Here is a 19,980-nt window from a genome sequence, read left to right as displayed (position 1 = left end):
TCAAGGGCCTCTGGCGTAGCCCCAGCCTCGGGCTACGGTTGCTGTCGGGCAAGAGCGGAGGATTTTGGTCGTTGGGACGACCAAAATCCTCCACTCTTCGAGCCGCGAGCCGCGAGCCGTGAGCCGCGAGGCGCCGGTGGCGCCGATCAGGATCTGGGGATCTTGGTCGGCGCGATCTTCGTCGGCAGGCTCTGGAACGATCGAGATCCTCAGGATCCTGTCGACGAGGGCAGGAGCGGACACGGTTCCACCGCGGCCGGTGGACAGCGGATCAGGCGTGCCGAGCCTGCGCGCGGATCCGGTTGGTCAGCTCGGTGACCTGGTTGTAGATGGCGCGTCGTTCGGCCATCAGACCGCGGATCTTTCGGTCCGCGTGCATGACCGTTGTGTGGTCGCGCCCGCCGAAGTGCTGGCCGATCTTGGGCAGTGACAGGTCGGTCAGCTCCCGGCACAGGTACATCGCGATCTGCCGGGCCGTGACCAGCACCCGGCTGCGTGAAGTACCGCAGAGGTCATCCATCGAGATCCCGAAGTACGCGGCGGTGGCGTTCATGATCGCTGCCGCGGTGATCTCGGGGTTCGCGGCGTCGGGGATGAGATCGCGCAGGACGATCTCGGCCAGCGTGCGGTCGACGTGCGACTTGTTCAGACTGGCGAACGCCGCGACCCGGATGAGCGCGCCCTCGAGCTCGCGGATGTTCCGCTCGATGTGGGTCGCGATGTACTCGAGGACGTCCGGTGGCACCGGCAGCCGCTCGGTCGCCGCCTTCTTGGAGAGAATCGCGATGCGGGTCTCCAGGTCGGGCGGGGTGACGTCGGTGATCAGCCCCCACTCGAACCGGCTGCGCAGCCTGTCCTCCAGCGCCGCCAGCTGCTTGGGCGAGCGGTCGGAGCTGATGACGATCTGCTTCTCGGTGTCGTGCAGGACGTTGAAGGTGTGGAAGAACTCCTCCTGCGTCCGCTCCTTGTTCTCCAGGAACTGGATGTCGTCGACCAGGAGGACGTCGATATCCCGGTAACGACGCTGGAAGGCGAGCTGCCGGTCGTCGCGGATCGAGGCGATGAAGTCGTTGGTGAACTCCTCCATGCTCACATATTTGATCCTGCTCTCCGGGTAGAGCTTGACCGTGTAGTGACCGATCGCATGCAGCAGGTGAGTCTTGCCGAGCCCGGAGTCACCGTAGATGAACAGCGGGTTGTAGGCCTTCGCGGGAGCCTCCGCGACCGCGACCGCGGCGGCGTGAGGAAACCGGTTGCTGTCACCGATGACGAAGGTCTCGAACAGATAGCGCGGATTGAGCCGGGCCGGCTCGGACGGCCTCGGGGACGGATCACGGCCAAGACCTGGCGAAACCCTGCCGGGCGCGGGCCCGTCGACCCGGGCACCGTCGACGCTGTCGGCACCCTCGTCCAGCGCGGTGCCGGACCCCCCGCCCATCAGGTGATGGGTCAGGTCCGCGGTGGTGGCGGGGCGGATGAGTGGTCCGGTCATCGGCTCGGGGTCCGGTGTGTGCTCCACGGTGACCGCGACCCGGATCTCGCGTCCATAGGCTCTGGACAGGGCCGTGGACAGGAACGGCCGCAGCCGCGAGTCGAGCAGGTCCTTGGTGAACTCGTTCGGAGCGGCGAGCAGCGCCGTGTCCTGCACCAGGCCGAGTGGGCGGGTCAGTCTCAGCCACGCCCGCTGCTGTGCCGACAGCGCACCGTCCGCAACGCCCGCGACAGCCTGCTCCCACACCGCCGACAGGTCGGGATCTGACGGCGGTGTGGCTCCCCGGGACGGCAGACCTGCGACGGAATCGGCGCTGAGGTCGGTCACTGCGGGGCTCCTCGTGGTTCTTCGTGGCTGTTCGGAGGGATGACACGACCGTAGGTAGCCGAAGTCGCTGACTGACTCTGACTGGCAGTGTGACCCGTGGTGTCTCTGGTAGCCGTCCTGTGTGGGTAATCGTCGGAAGTGTCGGCAGGACGACCCCGCCGAGGTGATCGGCGGGCGTGGATCCCGGCAGCGACGCGGTCGGTTCGCTCCCCGGGCCGACCGCGCCCGGGTCGGCCGTACCCGGGTCGGCCGTACCCGGGTCGGCCGTACCCGGGTCTGCGTCGCCCCTGGCGGCGATGCGGCGTCCACTGCCGGCGGCACACAGCATCCTCCGAGAAGAGTTCTCCACATCGTCGTCCACAACCTGTGCATGGACATGACACCGCATCGGGCGTGGCATCGCCGGCAGGGCCACAAACTGGACGACAGACGGGAAGCCACGGAGTGCGTTGCGCCGACGAGCGGGTGGTGACGGTGCTGCCACCTACAGCCTCCGTGCGCTTCGTGGAGGGCAGGCGGTTCGCGGACGGAGGTGACGGCGGCACGGACAGAGCACCAAACGTTAACAGCCCGGTCCTTGGAGCGGGATTCGGGCCTCCCTGCGATCCCCCCGCGACTGCCCGGCGGCGACGGGACCGTGGCCTACGGTCAGGACGGACCCGGCGATGGTGGCATCGTGTGTAGGCTAGGGAGAACCACGGCGACGGTCGGCTCCCACGTACCTCGGTGACATCACGTACCTCGGTGCCATGGGGCCTGGCTTCCCGGATGTTGGGTTTTGGCGAAAGGCACCCTCCGCACAGGGGGTCCGGCCGGTCGGCGACCCAGGTCCGCGCCCCGTAGCCGAGGCGTCAGTCATGGCCGGCAATCCACGCCGGTGTCCCGCCGTCTGTGTCTCCGGAGTCCTCACGTGAGCAAGCGCACCTTCCAGCCGAACAACCGCCGGCGGGCCCGCACCCACGGGTTCCGGCTCCGGATGCGGACCCGCGCCGGCCGCGCCATCCTGTCCGGTCGCCGCCGTAAGGGCCGCAACGAGCTCTCCGCCTGACGGCGGAACCAACGCGCCTGCCGCCGTCCAGCCATGCTCCCCCGGGGCTCGCGAGTACGTACGAAGACGGACCACGCCATCCTCGGGCGGTCCGGCCGGCGTATTCGGGCGGGGTCAATCGTTGTCCACAGCATGCACACCGATGTGGACAGTCCACCCCGGGCGGGCTTTGTCGTAGGGCGGCGTGTCGGTAACGCGGTGGTTCGTAACCGTGTCCGTCGGCGTCTTCGCGAACAGACCCGGTCCCGGCTGCCTCTGCTACCGCCGGGAACCGCGGTTCTGGTTCGAGCGTTGCCTGAAGCGGCGACCGCGACGTCGGCAGATCTGGGTCGATCGCTCGACTCGGCCTTCGGCACGGTTCGTTCCGGCCGGTCCCCACGATCGGCGCGCTTCGGATGAGCGTGGCCCGGTACGCGGGGATCCTGGTGGTCCTGATGGCACTCGTCGACCTTGTGTTCGCCGCGCCGATCACCGCCAGGAGATTTCCCACCCTGGCCCGGACCTCCGACCAGGCGGTCCGTGGGCCTCTCGCGTGGGCTCTCACGGCGCTGGTCCGGCTGTACCGCGCCGGCTGGTCGGCGCGGAACGCGGGCTGCTGCCGGTTTGAGCCGTCCTGTAGCGCCTATGCCCTGACCGCTCTGCGGCGGCACGGTGGCGTCGTCGGTGGTTTGTTGGCCCTCCGTCGGCTGTTGCGTTGCCAGCCGCTGTCGGCTGGCGGCTACGACCCGGTGCCAGGTGTTGGGTCCGGTGGCGCTGGCAGCCCTGGCAGGGGTCCTGCGGCCCCGAGCCCGACGGGCATCGACCGGGCAACGGACGTCGGCCGGGCGGATGTCGCCCGGGCGGATGTCGCCCGGGCCGCTGCCGGGCCCGGGCATCGCACCGCGTCCCCGCTAGGGGGGACGCGTTCCGAGATCGTCGGTTCCCGTCGCGGAACGCGGGTGTGAGGAGACAGACAGGTGTTGGATCCGCTTTACCATCTCGCGGCAAACGCGATCGTCTTCTTCCACAAGGGCTTCGGGCCGATCTTCGGCAGGGACAGCTTCTTCGCCTGGGCGCTGTCGGTCATCCTGCTCGTCATCTGCGTCCGCATCCTGATCTTCCCGCTGTTCGTCAAGCAGGTGAAGTCCCAGCGGACGATGCAGATGATGCAGCCGCGCATCAAGGAGATCAAGGAGAAGTACGGGCACGACAAGCAGCAGATGCAGCTGGAGATCATGAAGCTCCAGAAGGAGCACGGAAATCCACTGCTCGGCTGTCTGCCCATCCTCCTGCAGATCCCGCTGTTCATCTCGCTGTTCCACGTCTTCACGCACCTGGCGCCGATGAACGAGGGCCCGGGCGGCTCTCTGGTCTGGCGGCCCCGGGTCGGGCTGTCCGCCGATCAGGTCGAACAGATCGCCACGGCGAAGCTGTGGGGCATTTCGCTGTCGAGCAAGTTCACGTCGTCGCCGGACTTCCTGGACTTCCTCGGCGCCAACGGGATGCACACGAAGATCCTCGCGGTCGTGCTGATCGTCACGATGGGCGTGACGACCTTCCTGACCCAGCGGCAGATCATGAACCGTGCCGGCACCGCGGTCGACCCGCAGCAGGCGATGGTCCAGAAGATCCTGCTGTACGGTTCGCCGCTCATGCTGGCGATCTTCGGATTCCGGTTCCCGATCGCCGTCCTGCTGTACTGGCTGACCACCAACCTGTGGAGCCTCGGCCAGCAGTTCTTCGTCATCAGGAAGATGCCGCCGATCCAGCCGCTCGCCGCCGGCGGCCGGGTTCCCGGGGCACGCACGGCCACCACGGACGGCACGACGGTTTCCCGCCCGGCGCCCGGCGCCCGGCCGGCCCCCGGTGCCCGCGCGGGAGCGAAGTCGAAGAGCCTCGGGGCCCGGGCAGCGCAGTCCACAGCGGACGCGGCGGCAAGCGGCTCGGGTGCTGGAACCGACGCGCCTCGGCCGGGCAGCCGCCCGTCGAAGGCTCCCCCCGGAACCCGCTCCAGGTCCGGTGCCGCGGCCGGCAACGGCTCGGCGAAGCCCGCTGCCGCCAAGGGCGGCCAGACGAAGGCTGATTCGTCCGGTGCCGGTGCCGGTGCCGGTGGAGGCAGTGGCAAGGGCCGCCTGACGAAGGGCGGTGCGGCGGGCACCGGTGGGGCCGTCTCGTCGCCGACCGCGGCCGCGGCCGGCGAGACGTCGGGCGCGAAGAACGGCATCGTCGACGGCGTGGGTGACAGCAAGTCTGGTTCGGCGTCGGCGTCGGCGGGAACCTCTCGTAACGGTGTCGCCGATTCGGATGCCGCTGCCGCTTCCCGGTCGTCCCAGGCCCCCGTCCCCGCCGGCGCGCGGCGGGCTCCCGGTGGATCTCGCCCCGCCAAGCGTCGCGGAAAGGGCAAGCGGCCGGGCGGGCGTCGCTGATGGGCCGGCGGTCGCCGCTAGTGCGTGCGAATCCGGTCGCGGCCGCCGCTGGGCGACCTGGCCGGGTACCGGTCCTGCGCCCATCCCTGAGCATCGTCCGGGCAGTCAGGCCGGGACGACACGGAACGTCCGAAGAGGCAGCGCCCCGCCAACGTCGCGTTGACCCCGCGGCGGTCGGACGTGCCGTACTGTCGGCATCGCCGCCCACTTTCCCCTGGAGTAACGCTGATGACCGGTTCGGCACCTGACCTCGCCGTGGAAGAACCCGAGGCCAACGAGGACAGCCCTGCGGCCGGGGCCGACGAGGCCGTGACCGACTCGGCCGCGGCGACCGGCGGGTCGGGGTCCGCGGGTGGCGGTGAGCGCCGCATCGCCGACCTGGAGCAGGAAGGCGAGATCGCCGCGGACTACATCGAGGGTCTGCTCGACATCGTCGACATGGACGGCGACCTCGACCTCGACGTCGAAGGCGGGCGAGCGGTCGTCGCCGTCGTCGGGGACGGCCTGGACAAGCTGATCGGCACCGGCGGCGAGACCCTTGAGGCTCTCCAGGAGCTGACCCGGCTCGCGGTGCTGCAGAAGACTGGTGTCCGCAGCCGGCTCATGCTCGACGTGGGCGGGCATCGCGCTCGTCGGCGGGTGGAGCTGCGCAAGGTCGCGACCTCGGCGGCACGCAAGGTCCTCGACACCGGCGAGCCTCGGAAGCTGGCCGCGATGACCCCGTTCGAGCGCAAGGTCGTGCACGACGTGATCGCCACGATCGACGGTGTGCACAGCGAGTCCGAGGGCGAGGAGCCCAGCCGTCGGGTCGTGGTCCTGCCCGACTGACCTCGCGTGTAGCGTCGGCTGGGCTTTCCCGGGCTCGGCCGCGTGATCCCTGCGTGACGTGACGCCCGCGCGCGGACCTGGTTCGTGCGCGGGCGTGGAGCGGCGGAACCTGCGGCACACGCCGGCAGGTCAGCGGATTCCCGATCCCGGCTGCACAGCGAGGCGATCGGGAGGCGCACGGGTGGTTCCGCCACGGGCACAGGCACCGGCCATCTCGCCCAAGGCGGTGAAGCCGTCGGCGCCGGCCAGTCCTCCCGCTGCCGCAACAGCTCCTCCCACGGCGTCGCCGTCGTCCGCAACGGCCGCGGCACCTCCCGCCGCCGGCACCACGGCCGACGCCCCCTCTCAGCACCCGCGGTTCTCGCGGTTCTCGCGAGCCTGGCTGATCGGGTGTGTGGTGCTCCTGCTGACGGGGCCCGTGGTTCTCCTCGCCGCGTACCTGCGCCGACCGTTCTGGTACGACGAGATCTGGCGTGGTCATTTCGTCAGTGAGCCTCTGAGCTCGGTGTGGTCCGAGCTGGCGGTTGCCAACACCCCGTCCGCGCTCGGGTGGTTCGGACTCGTCCGGCTGTCCGGGGAGGCGTTCGGCTGGCATACCTGGGCGCTGCGACTGCCCGGCCTGCTTGCGCTTCCCGCGCTGGGCGTGGCGGTCGCGGTTCTCGTCCGCCGGTTCGCCGGGTCGGTGGCGGCTGCCTTCGCGGTCTGCTGGCTGTGCCTGAACGCCACCTTTCTCGACCTCGCGACCCAGCTCAAGCCGTACACGGTCGAGACCGTCGCGACCGTCGCGGTGGTGCTGCTGTGGCTGGGGCCGGTGCGAGGCGGCGACACGCGTGGCCGGGGTGCCCGCAGGATGGCGGCCGGGGTGGTCGCCCTGTGCTCCGTTCCAGCGGTGTTCGTGATCGTGCCCCTCGCGGCGATGGACGTCCTGGGCGGTGGTGTTGGCGGCGGAGGCGGCGGCGGAGGCCGAAGCCTGCTGCGCCGAGGCCAGTTGCGCCGAAGCCAACTGGGTCGGTGCCTGCGTGAGACGTTGCCGGCCGTCGTGCTGGTGACGGTGCACACCCTGGTCTTCCTCGGCCACCAGTCCGCCCAGCGCGCGGGGGACTACTGGGACACGCAGTTCCTCGCCGGACGGGATCCGTGGCAGGCCATGTGTTTCGTCGGCGATCAGCTCTGGCGAATGCTCGCCGGCTCGCCGCCGGGAATCGACCAGTTCGATCCGAGCCTCGTGCCGGGGTACCTGCACCTGCCGCACTATCTGCCGTGGCTGCTCGCCCCGCTGACCGGGGTGTTCGGTGCGGTCGGCATCGCCGCGCTGGCCCGCCGGGCGGACGGGCGGCGGGTCCTGGCCGCGCTCGTCGGAGCCGAGGTGCTGATGCTCGGCGCGAGTGCGGTGCGCTTCTGGCCGTTCGGGCCGACGAGGACGAACCAGTTCGTCGTTCCGCTGCTGCTTCTTGTCGTGGTTGTCGGCGTGGATCGCGTGGTCCGTCAGGTGGTCCGACGGGTGACCCGCGACCGGGCTGATGCTGCGCCGCGTGACCGACTGCTTTCGGTGCTCGGGGCGACATCCGGGGCGATGGTGCTGCTGATCGTCGCGGGTGTGGCGCTGGCGGGCGGCCTGTCCGGGGACCGGCTCCTGTGGGAGCGGCGGGACCGCCTGCGCGGACTGGATCTGATGGTCGATGCCACGGTGGCCACCCGGCGTCTGGTCCGTCCGGGCGATGTCGTCGTGGTCGGCGGGCGCCTTGCCCGTCCGGGCTGGATCTACGCCATGGAGGTCAGTGATGACCTGCCACGTCAGCCGGGGGCGCTCCCCCCGGTGCCGGCGGGGACCGCCGCCGGGGCGGAGGCACCACGGGTCGCGCGAGCCGACACGGTGTTCGTCGTCCCGGGCCTCCTGCGCCGCGCCGAGCTCGCGGCGTCCACCTCGGCTGACTCGGCCGCGGCAGCTGACTCCGGCACCGCGGTGGACAAGGCGGCTGCCACTTTGGCGGACACGGCCGTCACCGGCTCCACCGCCGACTCCGATTCCGTCGGCTCGGACAACGCGGCTGATGCCGCCGCGGTGGCTCACCTCCAGCGATCGAAGCGGCTGATCGTCTTCGTCTTCGACATCGAGGAGAAGGCGATTGCCGCCGACCTCGCGGCGCTGCGGCAGGACGGCTGGTGCCCAGGCGAACAATGGTCCTTCCGGCTCACTGGCTCGGTGACGGTCTACGAGCGGTGCGGCCGCCCGAACGGCGCAGAGCGCGAAATGATTCACGGGAAACATTTCCCGTAGGGCGATCGTCCCCGGCTTGATTCCCGACACAACGACAATCCGAAGCAGTACCTGACGCGCGTGCGCCGGTTCACCGGGGATGCTGGGTCCGTGCCTTCATGCCCGACCAGTCCCCGTCATCCCGGGCGCCCGGCTTCGCCTGGATGCCACTCCCCTGCCGGCCGGAGTCCGTCCGCCGTTCCCGGGAGGGCGGTCAGTTCCGGCCTCTTTCGAGGCGAACCGGTCCACCTGGCCCGCCTCGCGCGCTTCCAGGTAGTCCACCGGAACGGTCTCCCGAACGTGTTGGGCCAGTCCGGCTTCCGCGACACCACCCGCCCGGGGGGCGCGGCTCGCCGCGCCGCAACGGAGGTCGGGCGGTGAGCACTCCCCCGACGGACTCCGCCGACGGCCTCCTGGACTCCGGCACCGCCGCCGACGTTCGGTCCGAGGCGATCGAGGAGAGCCAGGAGATCGAAGTCGTCCCCGATGCCGCGACCCGCGTCTTCGGTGATCGGCTGGACCTGGCTGTTCAGTACGCGGAGCTGCTGGCGACGGCGGGCGTGGAGCGAGGTCTGATCGGCCCGCGTGAGACGGGCCGGTTGTGGTCCCGGCATCTGCTGAACTCCGCGGTGCTTGCCGAGGCTGTTCCCACCGCGGCCGAGCTCCCCGGCCCATCCGGACGGGTGCCTGAGGTCGTGGACGTAGGCAGCGGCGCCGGGCTGCCCGGTGTTCCCCTCGCCCTGGCCCGGCCGGACCTGCGGGTCACCCTGCTCGAACCAATGGAACGAAGGTGTCGCTTCCTCAGCGAAGTTGTGGCACAACTTGGCCTGGAAGAACAGATTGAAGTGGTGCGTGGTCGGGCACCGGACCTCGCGCAGCGCCCGCCACACCGTGATTTCGACGTATCCGTGGCCCGTGCGGTGGCTCCACTCGGCCGCCTTGGCGCGGTACTGCTGCCGATGACCCGTTCAGGCGGTGTCATGCTTGCACTACGCGGCTCGCGAATCCTTGAGGAATTGCAGGCGGCGCGTAGTGATCTCGATTCCCAGGGTTGGCGCGAGGTGGACGTCGTGACGTGCGGAGCTGACCTGGTGGAGGAACCCACCCGCGTGCTTCGTGCGACGCGCACCGTCGCGGCGGCCCGTGGGGACGGTGGGAGGGGACGGCGCGGCACGGATGACCGGCAGGCCAGACGGGCGACACAGCCACGGCGAGTACGGGAGGGAACTCCTGATCGACCGGCACGTGGGCGGTCACGTTCCACGTGAAACAGCGATTCCTTACCAGACGGCGATGGCACCTGAAGCAGCGTCGACGGATCGAGGAGGCCTGACCTATGGGACGTCACCGGGCGGTGGGTCCGGATTTCCGGGGCTGGACCCTCTCGATTCATCGACCCCGATCGGAGCGGCGGCAGCAGCGGCGGTGGAAGCACTGACGATGGAACGACGACGACCCTTCCCGCGACCCAACCGGCGGCGCATCATCACCGTCGCGAACCAGAAAGGTGGCGTCGGCAAGACGACGACCACCGTCAATCTCGCGGCCGCACTGGCCATGCACGGCATCCGGGTGCTCGTGGTGGACCTGGATCCCCAGGGCAACGCCTCGACCGCGCTGGGAGTGGACCACCGCTCTGGGACACCCTCGATCTACGAGGTGCTGGTCGGCGATCGTCCGCTTGACGAGATCGTTGTGCAGTCCGGGGAGGCCGAAGGGCTCTTCTGCGCGCCGGCCACCATCGACCTCGCGGGTGCGGAGATCGAGCTGGTCTCCCTGGTCGCGCGGGAGACCCGGCTGCGGCGGGCCATCGAGGGCATGCGCAACGAGGTCGACTATGTCCTCATCGACTGTCCGCCATCACTCGGCCTGCTCACGGTCAACGCGCTGGTCGCGGCCCGTGAGCTCCTGATCCCGATCCAGTGCGAGTACTACGCGCTGGAGGGCCTCGGTCAGCTACTGCGTAACGTCGAGCTGGTCCAGGCACATCTCAATCAGGAGCTCCGGCTGTCGACCATCCTGCTGACCATGTACGACTCGCGCACCCGGCTCGCTGACCAGGTCGTGCACGAGGTCAAAGAGCATTTCGGGGATCGGGTCCTGAACACCACGATCCCGCGTAACGTCCGGCTGGCCGAAGCACCGAGCTACGGGCAGTCCGCCCTCACCTACGACCCGGCGTCCCGTGGGTCGCTGTCCTACCTCGCGGCGGCGCGGGAGCTCGCCGAGCGCGGCGCCGACCGCGGACCGCGCGGCGCTGGGCTGGCCGGTGGAGCTCCGCCGGTGGGTGATGCCCGGTCCGCGGCCGATCCCGGGCCAGGGTTCGGCGCCGGCGTGCCCGCTGCGACCGCCCCGAACGCCGCTGGGGCGACGAGTGCCCACTCCCCCACCGGACATCCCGGTGCTGGCGGTTTCGTCGCGCACGGGCCGGCTGAGCGGCACGCGACGGGCGCACCCCACGGTCCCGCGGACCATCGCGGCGGCCCGGCTGACGGTTACGGCCCGCCTGACGGCTATGAGGCGGCGGACGGCTACGGCGCCCCGAACGGAGCCCGTCGATGACAGCGCGGCGAGGCGGCCTCGGCCGTGGGCTCGGAGCGCTCATCCCCGCGGCCGCCGACAGCGCGGACGCCTACCAGTCGATGTCCGCCGACCGCGGCTACGCCCCCGCTCCGGTGGCGGGGGCGGTCTTCCGCGAGATCCCGCTCGACTCGGTCACACCCAACCCGCGCCAGCCTCGCAACCACTTCGACGAGGACGCGCTGGCGGAGCTGGCAGAGAGCCTCAAGGAAGTAGGCCTGCTGCAGCCGATCGTGGTGCGTGAGCTGCTTCCAGGCCGGTACGAGCTCGTCATGGGCGAGCGTCGTTGGCGCGCGTCGAGGCTGGCCGGGCTCGACCAGGTCCCCGCCATCGTGCGGGAGACCGCGGACGACGCCATGCTGCGCGACGCGCTCCTGGAGAACCTGCATCGCCAGCAGCTCAATCCGCTGGAGGAAGCGGCTGCCTACGAGCAGCTGCTGCGGGACTTCGGCGCGACCCACGAGGAGCTCGCCGGCCGGCTGGGGCGTTCCCGTTCGCACGTCACGAACACCATCCGCCTGCTGGGCCTGCCGCCGGCGGTCCAGCGGCGGGTCGCGGCCGGGGTGCTGTCGGCCGGGCACGCCCGCGCACTGCTCTCCCTGGACGACGCCGATGCCCAGGATCGGCTGGCGACCCGGATCGTCGCGGAGGGCCTGTCCGTCCGGGCGGTCGAGGAGATCGTGGCTCTCGGCGAGGAAGGGCCGCGCAAGCGTGCTCCGCGCAAGCCGCGCTCCCCTGTCCCGGCGCTGACCCAGATCGCCGATCGGCTCGCCGACCGGCTGGAGACCCGGGTCAAGGTGGACATGGGCCGCAACAAGGGCCGGATCACCGTTGAGTTCGCCACGCTGGAAGACCTTGAACGCATCGTCGAGGCCATGTCCCCCGACTCGACGATCTCCTGACTGTTGACGGGGGCCCTCGGATTGACGTCCTCCCCGCCCTGAAGGACGGGGATTCCTACCGTGCCGCTCACGCGGCACCTCGCTGGGTTCCTGCTTCGACGCCAACCGCCCGGACAGGTCCGGGCCTTACATCGGCTCCACAGGCGTTTCCCGTCTCCGCCCGCCCGGCGGGGACGATCCGACGGCCCTCGAACAGAATGCTCCGAGCCGCGTTCAGATCACGATCGTGGTTGGCACCACAGGCCGGGCAGGTCCACTCCCTGACCGCCAGCGGTTTCGGCCCGTCCTTCACCCCACAGACCGAGCAGACCTTCGTTGAACACGACCCGGGCGCAGCCGAACGCCCGCGCGAGCGCCTGAACCTGGCCCCGGTTCGGGATAGGCCCGGTAGCGGTACCGCACGATCGGCATACCACCGATCATGCTTGGCCTATGGACATCTCCGACGACTATCGGCGTGGTAGGCATGTGGTTTCCGTACTTCACGTCCACGTGGTCTTCGTGACGAAGTACCGGCGTGGCGTGTTCGATGAGGCGATGCTCGACGCCTGCGAACGGACGATGCGCGACGTGTGCGCCGACTTCGGCGCCCGCCTGGTCGCGTTCAACGGCGAAGACGACCACGCGCACCTGCTGGTCGAACACCCACCGAAGGTCGCCGTGTCCGCGCTCGTGAACTCCCTGAAGGGCGTGCCCGGGTGGATGCCACGGGCCGAGTTCACCGGCCGGGTGAACCACGCCTCGATGCGGGGGCGTTTCAGGTCACTGTCGTACTTCGCGGGCTCCACCGGTGGAGCCCGCATCGCGCTGTCGCGCGAGTACATCGAAGGGCAGCGAAGACCAGCCCCGATGCGCTGACCCCGCCCTGAAGGACGGGGCTTGCGCGCTACGTTCCTCCGGTGAGCACCTCGGCCCGGATCCCGGCTGGACCGGATTCGGCCACGAGACTCCGAGCGGCCCGCCCACGCTGGGCCACGCGGGACGCCGGCCCTGACGGGCGGCGGCAGTCGGCTCAGATCGCCCCGGGGACGGGATTCACCTGGCCGCGTAGCACGCCTTCGGGACTCATGGACCCCAGGAGGCGCTCCAGGGCCACCTCGACATCCTCCCGCCAGCTCACCGCGTTCTTGACCTCCAGGCGCAGGCGGGGCCAGCGATGATGCGGCCGGACGGTCTTGAACCCGACGGCGAGCAGGTAGTCGGCTGGCACCACGCAGCGGGTGTCGGAACCCTTCAGATCCCCGAAGGCCTCGATCGCCCGGTAGCCGCGTCGGGTGATCTCCTTCGCGACCGCCTGGACGAGCACCCGGCCCAGACCCTGGCCGGTGAACTCCTCGACGATCTGGGCCGTCATCAGCAACACCGCGTCCGGGCTGACCGGACTGGTCGGAAACGCCACCGAGCGGGGTACGTGCGCCGGCGGCGCGAACATCACAAAGCCGGCCGGGACGTCGTCGACATAAGCGATTTTTCCGCAGCTGCCCCATTCGAGGAGGGCGGCGGAGACCCAGGCTTCCTTCTCGATGTCCGTCGCGCCGGCCTCTTCCGCGCGGCTGCGGGCGACTGGATCGAGTTCCCAGAAGACGCATCGCCGACATGGAAGCGGTATGTCGTCGATGTTGTCGAGCGTGATGTTCGCGATCCGTCGACTCATCGAGCTACGCCTCCCAGCGGTTCGGACAGCCTTGTCCGGCCGGAACTATCGCTTACTTCCGACAGCCTAGGACGCCCGCCGGCATTGATGGCGACGGGCACGCCGTGAGGTGTTCCACGTGAAACTTTGCCGGGTGGGCGTTGCGGACCGAGGCACGGCGTGCGTTGCAGGGGAGCGGCGTCCGATACCCGGCGGCGGCGCGATTCGGGGGTGGCGCCGAGCGCTGGAAATAGGCGCTGAGCAGCGGAGCGGCGGCGGGGCCGCCGAGGGGTGTCGGGCAGCAGAGCGGTGTCGGGTGGGACGGTTCGGGTGGGGCGGAGCGGCACGATCGGCAGCGCGGCGAAGCGGACGAACGGCGAAGTGGTCGAACGGCGAAGTCGGCGGGGCAGCCGAGCAGGGGGAGTCGCCGCGGAGCGGGTGGGTTCTGTGTGGTGGCCCGCCACGGGCCGCCGCCGGGGTGTCGCCGCCGCCGGACAAGGATCTGAGGATCGTGGTCGGCAGGACGACGACAATCCTCAGATCCTCGGTCCGCCGCTCACCCGGCTGCGGCGCGTTCCGGGGCCCGTCGGTCAGGTTCGGGCCGCGATGCGTGGCACCCGCAGCTGGCCCGTCGGCGGGTCCTGCTCCGGCGGGAGGAACAGCCGCTGCGTGGCGGCGAGCAGTGCCTCCGCCACCGCGGCCCGGAACTCGGTGGACGCCAGGGCGGCCACGTCGTGGGCGTTGGTGAGATAGCCGAGATCGATCTGCACCGCGGGCATGCGGGTACGGCGTAGCAGCTCCCAGGTCTTGGGGTGGGCCCGGCAGTCGACCATGTCGGTCCGAGAGATGATCTCTCGCTGGACCAGCAGGGCGAAGCGCTCACCGACGGCCGACGACCCGCGCGCGTGCCCGTAGTAGTAGGTCGAGACGCCCTGTGCCTGGATCGAGCCGCTCGCGTCGACGTGTAGCGAGACGAGGAGGTCGGCGCCGATCTCGTTCGCGCGGGCGGCGCGCTCCGCCTCGGACGGAGACTCGTGTGGGCCATGGACCAGATGCGCCTCGAGCCCGGAGGCGAGCAGGCGCGCCTCCAGCCGGGACGCCAGATCCGCCATCAGATCGCGCTCGCACAGCGGACCGCTCGTCACACCGGGGTCGTCGCCGCCATGGCCGGGGTCGATCGCGACGACCATGCCGAGCAGGGACGGCCCACGGGCCAGTAGACGCACCGACTCGCGCAGGACGTCCTGGCGGCCGCCGGTGACGGTGCGCTCCAGCCGCTTGAGCTCACGAAGCGTCCGCGGGCCGCACAGGCCGTCCGGGTCGAGCCCGCGGTTGCGCTGGAAGTCGCGGACGGCGACGTCGGTGCGGGCGCCGAAGATTCCGTCGGCGCGGCCGACGTCGAAGCCCATGTTCGACAGGCGCTCCTGCAACGCGGTGACGTCGTCGCCGACGAAGGGGTGCGTCACGCTGAAGTAGAGGAGCCGGTCACCCAGGCGGCGACGAGCCTCCTCGATGGCCCGGAACGTGTCGGGGCCGATGATGCCGTCGACGGAGAGCCCCCGGCTCTGCTGAAATGCCCGGACCGCGTTGTCGAGCTCGCGGTCGAACAGATCAGCCGTCACAGCCGGCTCGGTCTCTGCGGCTGACCGCTCCGCCTCGGTGGCCGAGGTCTGCCCGTCAGGCTCCGCAGGCGTGACGGCCCCGGCGGTGGTAGCGGTGGCCGGCCCGGTCGCGGTGACAGGCGCGTTGTCCGCCACGGCGGCCTGGCGTGGTGCGACCGGCAGGAAACCGAGGTGGATGAAAGCTGCCCGTGCCTCGGCTACGGAGGGATCACGGTCACCAAGGCGCAGCAGCTTCACGAATGAGCACCTTTCGAATGTGCGTTCATCGAACCGTCAACCAGCGTCGAACCGGTTCGGCCGCCGAATCCCGCCATCAGATTAGGGCATCGCCGCTGGTCCGCGAGGGCTGCGATCCCCAACGTCCGGTTTTCCCGCTCCGCGACGGCTTTCGCCGGCCCGCGACGGAATCGCCGGCCCACGTGACGCCGTCCGCGCGGTGTGACGGCTGCCTGTTACCGGCCGTGAGCAAGGGTAACGGGCCGGGCCCAGGTACCGGGCTGCATCCGTCAATCGATCATGTCCACGGCCCGTACAGCCCCGTGGAGGGCGCTTGCTGGTCCGGGCCGCCTCCGGTGGCGGGCTGCGTCCACCAGGAGTGCCGAGGATGTCACCTGTGGTCGCGGAACCTGCCGCAACAGCAACGGCCCGCTCCACAGGGAACGGGCCGTTGCTGTTGGTGCGGCCGGTGCGTGCCGGTGTTGCTGCTGACGCGGGATCAACGGCTCCGCGGAACCGTCATGCCCGCGGCGAAGCGGCGCGGCGAGGCACTGCTCAGACGTAGGCCGCCAGATCGCGCAGCAGCGCCGCCTTCGGCTTCGCCCCGACGATGGTCCGGTCGACCTCGCCGTTGACGAACACCGCCATGGTCGGAATCGACATGATCTGGTACTCGCGGGCGACCTGCGGGTTCTCGTCGATGTTGAGCTTGACGATCCGCAGCTTCTCGCCGTGCTCCTTGGCGATCTCCTCGAGCACCGGGGCGACCATCTTGCACGGGCCGCACCACTCGGCCCAGAAGTCGACCAGCACCGGCTTGTCGCTCTTCAGTACCTCGGTGGCGAACGTGTCGTCCGTCACCACACCGGTTGCACCTGCCATGGGGTTCTCCTCGGGTCGTTCCTGGTCTTCGCTGTCTTTGCTGCCTGGGTGTGGCGGCCGCCGGTAGCTGGCGGCCTGCCTGCTGCTCGACGGGGGTGGCGCTCCTCCCCCGTCGGCCAGCCAATTGTCTGGCTAAACCGGGCGGATGGGGTACTCCGCCGCCCGGATGGCCCGCCCTTCCGAGCGGCCAGCCCGGGCCTGGTGGCCAGCCCGGTTCAGCTGGCCAGCGCGGGATCCGGCACCCGCGCCGCGACGGCGGTCGGGTCGGCGACGCCCTCACTGCCGGCGATGTAGCGCTCGGCGTCCAGCGCCGCCGAGCAGCCGGTGCCGGCGGCCGTGATCGCCTGGCGGTAGGTGTGGTCGACCACGTCGCCACAGGCGAACACGCCGGGAATGTTGGTCGCCGTGGTCGGGTGGGCCACCTTGACGTAGCCCTCCTTGTCGAGCTCGAGCTGGTCGGCGACCAGCTCTGTCCGGGGCGTGTGGCCAATCGCCACGAACAGGCCCGTCACGGGAATCTCGTCGGTCTCGCCGGTGACCGTGTCGCGCAGCCGGACGCCCGTCAACTTGTCGTCGCCGAGAACCTCCGCGACCTCCGAGTTCCACCGGAACCTGATCTTCGGGTCGGCGAAGGCGCGCTCCTGCATGATCACGCTCGCGCGCAGCTTGTCGCGCCGATGCACGATCGTCACCGACTTCGCGAACCGGGTGAGGAACGTCGCCTCCTCCATCGCGGAGTCGCCGCCGCCGACGACCACGATGTCGTGGTCCCGGAAGAAGAAGCCGTCACAGGTCGCACAGGCGGACACACCGCGGCCCAGCAGCCGGTCCTCGTGCTCGATCCCGAGCTTCTTGTAGGCCGAGCCGGTGGCGACGATGACGGACCGGGTGAGGTAGGTCTCCTCACCGACCCTGACCACCTTCGGGTTGGCGGTCAGGTCGACCTCGGTGACATCGTCGGGGATGAGCTCGGCGCCGAAACGCTCCGCCTGGGCGCGCAGGTTGCCCATGAGCTCCGGCCCCTGGATGCCCTCGGGGAAACCGGGGAAGTTCTCGACCTCGGTCGTGGTCATCAGCGCGCCACCGGAGGTGACTGCGCCCTCGAACACCACCGGCCGCAGGTTCGCTCGGGCGGTGTAGATCGCCGCCGTGTACCCGGCCGGGCCGGATCCGATGATGACGACGTCCAGGACCCGCTCCCCGGAACGTTCGGTCCCGGCGGTCGGGACCGCCTGGTCCTTGCCCTGGGCTGCCACACCCGCTCCCTTCATGATCGCCGACGGTCTGCCGCCGACGTCCCTCGCCTCGCGTGGTTTGGTTCGACTTCTCTTCGGTTCTTCGATACTGGCGGTTCTTCAGATCCTTCAGGTACTGACGTCTGCCCGCATAACCGCGCGCGACTGTCGCTGATTCCAGCAGTGGATCCCAGCGGCCCGCCACATACATGTGACGTCGGCACGCCGGTCCGGCTGGCGGCTCACCCGCCCGCCGGGCGCCCGGGCTGTGCGGTGGCGCTCGACCCGCTAACCACGGCTCGCGTTCACGCTGTACCAGACGGCACCCGGAATCGGCACGGATCCGCAGTGCGCGTCGATGACGACAAGGTGGGCGGTGGTCGGCTGCCCGGCGACCGAGAGCACGAGCATGATCGCCTGCTGGTCGTCGAAACGCACCCGGTCGAGCGCGATGACGGAGCCGCCGGTCTGCGCGGAGAGGGTTTCGTAGCACATCCGTAGCTGCGGAGTGTCGTAAACCCGGGCCAGCGACTCAGGCGTCGTCGCCAACACCTGGTCGGCACCGGCGGCCTGGTCGGCGGAGGCGGCGCCGGCGGATGGAGGAGGGGAAGCGGCGGTCGCGGCCCCGTCGGTGGCGGCGGACGTGGGCGCCGCGGCCTCCGTCGCGCCGGAGCGGCTGCCCAGGGCGGACCAGGCAAGCCGTGTCATCGCGAGCTGGCCCGCGAGCAGCTGCTGGCCGTGGGCGACGACGCCAGCCGGGCGCAGGACCTTGTCGGTGTCGGCGACGAGCACCCAGCCAGCGCCGGCAGCCGACGTTCCACCGGCGGCAGCCGCCTCGTTCGCCGCGGACGAGGCGACTGTGGGCAGTGCCTCGCGCTGCGGTTGGGCGGCTGCGCCGAAGGTGCCCGCCTCCGCCGGGTTGGCAGCGGCGACGGCGGCGTCAGCCGTGGTCTCCGCGCTGGTTCCGGAGGTGAGCCCGCGCACGGCGAGAACGGCGGCGCCGAAGGCGACCAGCGCGACGCACGCGGCCGCGATGGAGATCCAGTCCCGAGCACCGCTGCCGCGGTTCCCCGCTGGCCGGCCGCGGCGCCCACCGGCACCGTGCAGCCGGGATCCGGACCGGGGTCCGGATCCCGGTCTGGACCGGGATCCGGAGGCTCCGTCCACGAAGCTCATCCGCCGGATACCCGCGGGCGTGATGTCGGCTGCCGGGACGTCAGCGGCGTTGTCGAGGCCGTCAGCGAGGTCGGTGCCGAGCGGACGGCCGGCGGGCCTGCCGGCGGACGCCGCGGCGCCGGAGCGGGCGGCGAGGGCCGCCTGGATCCGTTCGGCGACGTCGTCCGGCATCGTCATGCTGGCCAGGCGGGCGAGTTCGGCCCGGACCCGGCGCAGCGCGGTCAGCGTGTCCTGGCAGGCGACGCAGGAACGGAGATGGCGGTCAACCCGGCTCGCGGTCACGCCCGGGGATGCGCCGGGGCCTGGTGGATCGGGATGGGTGTCGAGGTAGGCGTCGAGCACCTCGATGTCGGGATGGGCGTCCCGCCGCCAGGCTCGCCCCTGGCCGGCCTGGCCCGGCCCGCCGGTACCGATACCGCCAGTACCGTCAGCGAGTTCGGAACAACCGGAATCATCGGAATCGCCGGGGCCCGTGAGGTGCCAGCCCGGATCAGAGTCCTGGGTGCCGTGCTCGTCCGTCATCACCGTCGATCACCTCCTCCGGCGAGTCAGTCGACCGGCCCTGCGGGCGGTCGGGTTCGTGTTGTCGCCCGCCCCTGAGCCTGCGGCCTGGCCTTTGGATCCGTCCGGCGCGTCACGCCGTCCCACATCTGAGACGGAAGGGGACGCCGGCTGGTTCCCGCCAGGGGTCTGGGGTGCCCTTTCGGGGGCGAGATGTCCGAGATGAACGGCGAGTTGGGCCCGGGCCCGCGCGCAGCGGCTTTTAACCGTTCCGACCGGTATATCCAGCAGCTGGGCAACCTCGGCGACCGGTCGGCCCTCGACGTCCACCAGCACGACCGGGGCGCGCAGTGTGACGGGAAGCATGCCGAGCGCGGTCTGGATGTCCAGCCGGACGTCGTGGTCGGTGATCGCGTCGCGGACGTCCACCGGCTCGCGGGGAAGGCCGTCGGGAGACGACGGAAGAGGCACGGTCGGGCGCGCCGCCCGGCGGCGCAGGCGGTCGAGGGCCGCGTTGGTGACGATGCGGTGCAGCCACGTCCCGACGGCCGCCTCGCCGCGGAAGTCGGCGGCCCGGCGGTGCGCGGAGAGCATCGCCTCCTGGACGGCGTCCGCCGCCTCCTCCGCGTCGCTCAGCAGGTTGAACGCGACCGCCCACAGCCGGTCCGCGTGCGCGCGGAACAGCTCCCCGAACGCATCCGGATCGCCGGCCACATGCCGCCGGAGCGCGTCGGCATCCGCCGCCACACCTGCGGCCACCGCCGCGGCCGCAGGCCCGGACCCGGATCCTGACGCAGCTACTGCGCGCGCGCCGGGGCGGCCGTCAGGCGGGGACTCCGCCCGACCCGCCGCAGACGGGTTCACCGTCTCCCCAGC

Annotated in this window: 19 protein-coding genes; 10 read left to right on the top strand and 9 right to left on the bottom strand. The window is 70.7% G+C overall.

Features of this window, described 5'->3' with window-relative positions:
* Positions 1–271: 271 nt before the first annotated feature.
* Positions 272–1,819 (bottom strand): chromosomal replication initiator protein DnaA, encoded by a 1,548-nt coding sequence (dnaA, locus tag AWX74_RS19130; protein ID WP_091278557.1) that lies wholly within the window; start codon positions 1,817–1,819, stop codon positions 272–274.
* Positions 1,820–2,729: 910 nt separating this feature from the next.
* Here dnaA and rpmH point away from each other — a divergent pair.
* From rpmH to AWX74_RS19085, 9 genes are all read left to right on the top strand, one after another.
* A complete protein-coding gene (gene rpmH, locus AWX74_RS19125; protein ID WP_006538619.1) occupies positions 2,730–2,867 on the top strand; it encodes a 50S ribosomal protein L34 in 138 nt (45 codons plus the stop codon).
* Between the two features lie 33 nt (positions 2,868–2,900).
* Positions 2,901–3,266, top strand: coding sequence for a ribonuclease P protein component (gene rnpA, locus AWX74_RS19120; protein WP_091278554.1), 366 nt, complete (start codon positions 2,901–2,903; stop codon positions 3,264–3,266).
* Positions 3,263–3,811, top strand: a complete 549-nt coding sequence (gene yidD, locus AWX74_RS19115) for a membrane protein insertion efficiency factor YidD (protein WP_091278551.1) — start codon at positions 3,263–3,265, stop codon at positions 3,809–3,811. The genes rnpA and yidD overlap by 4 nt, the downstream gene beginning before the upstream one ends.
* A gap of 12 nt (positions 3,812–3,823) precedes the next feature.
* Positions 3,824–5,272: a membrane protein insertase YidC gene (yidC, locus tag AWX74_RS19110; RefSeq protein ID WP_091278548.1), complete on the top strand. Its 1,449-nt coding sequence runs from the start codon at positions 3,824–3,826 to the stop codon at positions 5,270–5,272.
* A gap of 228 nt (positions 5,273–5,500) precedes the next feature.
* Positions 5,501–6,100, top strand: a complete 600-nt coding sequence (locus tag AWX74_RS19105) for a Jag family protein (RefSeq protein ID WP_091278545.1) — start codon at positions 5,501–5,503, stop codon at positions 6,098–6,100.
* 397 nt (positions 6,101–6,497) lie between these two features.
* Entirely contained in the window at positions 6,498–8,378 is a 1,881-nt protein-coding gene (locus AWX74_RS19100; RefSeq protein WP_193209787.1) for a hypothetical protein, read from the top strand.
* 431 nt (positions 8,379–8,809) lie between these two features.
* Positions 8,810–9,625, top strand: a complete 816-nt coding sequence (gene rsmG / locus AWX74_RS19095) for a 16S rRNA (guanine(527)-N(7))-methyltransferase RsmG (protein WP_242666316.1) — start codon at positions 8,810–8,812, stop codon at positions 9,623–9,625.
* Positions 9,626–9,797: 172 nt separating this feature from the next.
* Positions 9,798–10,919, top strand: coding sequence for a ParA family protein (locus AWX74_RS19090; protein ID WP_091278539.1), 1,122 nt, complete (start codon positions 9,798–9,800; stop codon positions 10,917–10,919).
* Positions 10,916–11,839 carry a ParB/RepB/Spo0J family partition protein gene (locus tag AWX74_RS19085; protein ID WP_091278536.1) on the top strand — a complete coding sequence of 308 codons (924 nt, stop codon included), beginning with the start codon at positions 10,916–10,918 and terminating at the stop codon, positions 11,837–11,839. The genes AWX74_RS19090 and AWX74_RS19085 overlap by 4 nt, the downstream gene beginning before the upstream one ends.
* A gap of 67 nt (positions 11,840–11,906) precedes the next feature.
* Here the strand turns inward: AWX74_RS19085 and AWX74_RS41370 are convergent, their stop codons facing one another.
* Together AWX74_RS41370 and AWX74_RS42560 are read right to left on the bottom strand one after the other, a co-directional pair.
* A complete protein-coding gene (locus tag AWX74_RS41370; RefSeq protein WP_242666313.1) occupies positions 11,907–12,131 on the bottom strand; it encodes a transposase in 225 nt (74 codons plus the stop codon).
* A complete protein-coding gene (locus tag AWX74_RS42560) occupies positions 12,058–12,255 on the bottom strand; it encodes a helix-turn-helix domain-containing protein (RefSeq protein WP_091278533.1) in 198 nt (65 codons plus the stop codon). Before AWX74_RS42560 ends, AWX74_RS41370 begins: the two co-directional genes overlap by 74 nt.
* Positions 12,256–12,271: 16 nt before the next feature.
* Between AWX74_RS42560 and tnpA the strand changes: the two genes are divergently transcribed.
* Positions 12,272–12,697: an IS200/IS605 family transposase gene (gene tnpA / locus AWX74_RS19070; protein ID WP_091278530.1), complete on the top strand. Its 426-nt coding sequence runs from the start codon at positions 12,272–12,274 to the stop codon at positions 12,695–12,697.
* Positions 12,698–12,851: 154 nt separating this feature from the next.
* On the opposite strand, the gene AWX74_RS19065 is transcribed toward tnpA, so the two are convergent.
* The 6 genes from AWX74_RS19065 to sigM all read right to left on the bottom strand — a co-directional run bounded on the left by AWX74_RS19065 (position 12,852) and on the right by sigM (position 19,851).
* The gene (locus AWX74_RS19065; protein ID WP_054568833.1) at positions 12,852–13,493 is read right to left on the bottom strand and encodes a GNAT family N-acetyltransferase; all 642 of its coding nucleotides are present in this window, start codon (positions 13,491–13,493) and stop codon (positions 12,852–12,854) included.
* Positions 13,494–14,062: 569 nt separating this feature from the next.
* The gene (locus tag AWX74_RS19060) at positions 14,063–15,331 is read right to left on the bottom strand and encodes an N-acetylmuramoyl-L-alanine amidase (protein WP_091278527.1); all 1,269 of its coding nucleotides are present in this window, start codon (positions 15,329–15,331) and stop codon (positions 14,063–14,065) included.
* Between the two features lie 534 nt (positions 15,332–15,865).
* The gene (trxA, locus tag AWX74_RS19055; RefSeq protein ID WP_054568831.1) at positions 15,866–16,192 is read right to left on the bottom strand and encodes a thioredoxin; all 327 of its coding nucleotides are present in this window, start codon (positions 16,190–16,192) and stop codon (positions 15,866–15,868) included.
* Between the two features lie 215 nt (positions 16,193–16,407).
* The gene (trxB, locus tag AWX74_RS19050; protein WP_091278524.1) at positions 16,408–17,448 is read right to left on the bottom strand and encodes a thioredoxin-disulfide reductase; all 1,041 of its coding nucleotides are present in this window, start codon (positions 17,446–17,448) and stop codon (positions 16,408–16,410) included.
* A 267-nt stretch (positions 17,449–17,715) separates the two neighbouring features.
* Positions 17,716–19,125, bottom strand: a complete 1,410-nt coding sequence (locus tag AWX74_RS19045) for an anti-sigma factor (protein WP_226931161.1) — start codon at positions 19,123–19,125, stop codon at positions 17,716–17,718.
* 9 nt (positions 19,126–19,134) lie between these two features.
* Positions 19,135–19,851, bottom strand: coding sequence for an RNA polymerase sigma factor SigM (gene sigM / locus AWX74_RS19040; protein ID WP_242666312.1), 717 nt, complete (start codon positions 19,849–19,851; stop codon positions 19,135–19,137).
* Positions 19,852–19,980 lie beyond the last annotated feature (129 nt).

The organism is Parafrankia irregularis (genome assembly GCF_001536285.1).
GTDB lineage: Bacteria > Actinomycetota > Actinomycetes > Frankiales > Frankiaceae > Parafrankia > Parafrankia irregularis.
This window is presented reverse-complemented; position numbering and strand designations above follow the sequence as displayed.

What these genes read in the sequence shown, in the direction of transcription:
- rnpA (WP_091278554.1), top strand. Translation starts at nt 2,901, where the DNA reads ATGCTCCCCCGGGGCTCGCGAGTACGTACGAAGACGGACCACGCCATC.
- yidD (WP_091278551.1), top strand. Translation starts at nt 3,263, where the DNA reads ATGAGCGTGGCCCGGTACGCGGGGATCCTGGTGGTCCTGATGGCACTC.
- AWX74_RS19105 (WP_091278545.1), top strand. Translation starts at nt 5,501, where the DNA reads ATGACCGGTTCGGCACCTGACCTCGCCGTGGAAGAACCCGAGGCCAAC.
- AWX74_RS19090 (WP_091278539.1), top strand. Translation starts at nt 9,798, where the DNA reads ATGGAACGACGACGACCCTTCCCGCGACCCAACCGGCGGCGCATCATC.
- AWX74_RS19085 (WP_091278536.1), top strand. Translation starts at nt 10,916, where the DNA reads ATGACAGCGCGGCGAGGCGGCCTCGGCCGTGGGCTCGGAGCGCTCATC.
- tnpA (WP_091278530.1), top strand. Translation starts at nt 12,272, where the DNA reads ATGGACATCTCCGACGACTATCGGCGTGGTAGGCATGTGGTTTCCGTA.
- AWX74_RS19065 (WP_054568833.1), bottom strand. Translation starts at nt 13,493, where the DNA reads ATGAGTCGACGGATCGCGAACATCACGCTCGACAACATCGACGACATA.
- trxA (WP_054568831.1), bottom strand. Translation starts at nt 16,192, where the DNA reads ATGGCAGGTGCAACCGGTGTGGTGACGGACGACACGTTCGCCACCGAG.
- AWX74_RS19045 (WP_226931161.1), bottom strand. Translation starts at nt 19,125, where the DNA reads ATGACGGACGAGCACGGCACCCAGGACTCTGATCCGGGCTGGCACCTC.